Here is a 711-nt window from a genome sequence, read left to right on the forward strand (position 1 = left end):
CAAGAAGATCTACGACTCGATCGCCACCTTGCAGACGGACCTTGATGCGTGGCTCGACCAGTACAACAATGAACGAGAGCATCAGGGGCGCTGGTGTTACGGCAAGACGCCGATGCGCACTTTCCTCGATTCGCTCGATCTCGCCAAGGAGAAACTCATCCCCCATTGATGACTCGTACTTTGTCGGCCCGACTACCTGTCAGATCAAGTCCCGGCTAATACACATCAATCCGCGAAAATCCGTGGATGTCCAACGAAGCCTACAAGCTGTTGATTTGATGGAAAATTTCCCAAATTTTCAGTCCGGCGGCGTCCACAGAAATCCAGCAGCATCCGCAAGTTTTAAGTCCATAAACAAATCCATTTTTGCGGGTGGGGCAGTTTCCGGTTTGTTTGTAGAGGCGCGCGGTTGACAGGACCAGCATCCATCCCTGATCCATGTTCAGGAGATGGAACATGTCCCTCACCGACATGGCCGTGCGACAAGCCAAGGCCACCGGCAAGAACTACACACTTCCCGACTTCGATGGTCCCTCCCTGGCCGTGACGACCTCAGAGCGCCATGACACTGGCGACGGCACCCGTGACCTGCCTGATTTCTTCGTGCCATTTCAATCTTGGAGAACGGGCTCGGTGAACGGTCCCGGTTTTCAGTGCCAAAGGCAGTGTTAGTCTTCGGCGTTCTGTTGGTCCGTCAGTTGGGCCTGAAGC

The 711-nt window shown here is 54.4% G+C and carries 2 protein-coding genes and 1 pseudogene; 2 read left to right on the forward strand and 1 reads right to left on the reverse strand.

The window, feature by feature from the left end:
* Window positions 1–169 (forward strand): annotated as a pseudogene (locus tag WS68_RS28265) (IS481 family transposase); the annotation flags it as partial.
* A 91-nt stretch (window positions 170–260) separates the two neighbouring features.
* Here the strand turns inward: WS68_RS28265 and WS68_RS27365 are convergent.
* Window positions 261–458, reverse strand: coding sequence for a hypothetical protein (locus tag WS68_RS27365; protein ID WP_156429400.1), 198 nt, complete (start codon window positions 456–458; stop codon window positions 261–263).
* Here WS68_RS27365 and WS68_RS29555 point away from each other — a divergent pair.
* Window positions 457–672 (forward strand): hypothetical protein, encoded by a 216-nt coding sequence (locus tag WS68_RS29555; RefSeq protein ID WP_156429401.1) that lies wholly within the window; start codon window positions 457–459, stop codon window positions 670–672. The two genes, WS68_RS27365 and WS68_RS29555, sit on opposite strands and share 2 nt — an antisense overlap.
* The last annotated feature ends 39 nt before the right edge of the window (window positions 673–711 follow it).

This window comes from Burkholderia sp. TSV86, assembly GCF_001522865.1.
Taxonomy (GTDB): Bacteria; Pseudomonadota; Gammaproteobacteria; order Burkholderiales; family Burkholderiaceae; genus Burkholderia.